Annotated in this window: 1 protein-coding gene; it reads right to left on the reverse strand. The window is 45.1% G+C overall.

The genetic code is table 11. The annotated features are described in order from the left end of the window. Positions 1–27 precede the first annotated feature (27 nt). A complete protein-coding gene (gene napF / locus R7Q09_RS28300; RefSeq protein WP_318144229.1) occupies positions 28–513 on the reverse strand; it encodes a ferredoxin-type protein NapF in 486 nt (161 codons plus the stop codon). Between the last annotated feature and the right edge of the window lie 8 nt (positions 514–521).

Here is a 521-nt window from a genome sequence, read left to right on the forward strand (position 1 = left end):
TTTATTGCCGTTTACCGTATATACGGCTTAGGCTGTTATATTGCTCACATTGATGGATGAAGTCGGGCACACAGAAACACATGCGCCGCAGCCGTTGCATTCATCAAGGTTTAAATTGGGTTGTGCTACTTTTCCCAGTTCTAACTTGAACTGGATTGCCATTGTGTCGCACATGTCCCCACAGCTTCTGCATTCGACATTTTGCTTTGCTAAACAGCTATCATTAATTACTGCTTTTGCCTGCCAAGGTTGCTCGGTTTCTGCTAAAAAGAGCGGCTCTGGACAAACATCTGCGCATTGATAGCAAAACGTACATTCATCAATAGAAAAATCGACTGAAGGGAATCCGCCGTCACTTTTGGTTATAATTTTCGTTTCGCAGGCGTCAATGCACTTTCCGCAACGAGTACAACCATCCGTGAACTGTTCTGGTCGGGCTAACCAAGGTAGGCGAACGGCGTTATCGGTATGCGTTTTTCTTGCAAAGAGTCTTCTTCTGGAAAGGTCTACCACTTAGTCAC

Source organism: Vibrio sp. 2130-1 (genome assembly GCF_033339515.1).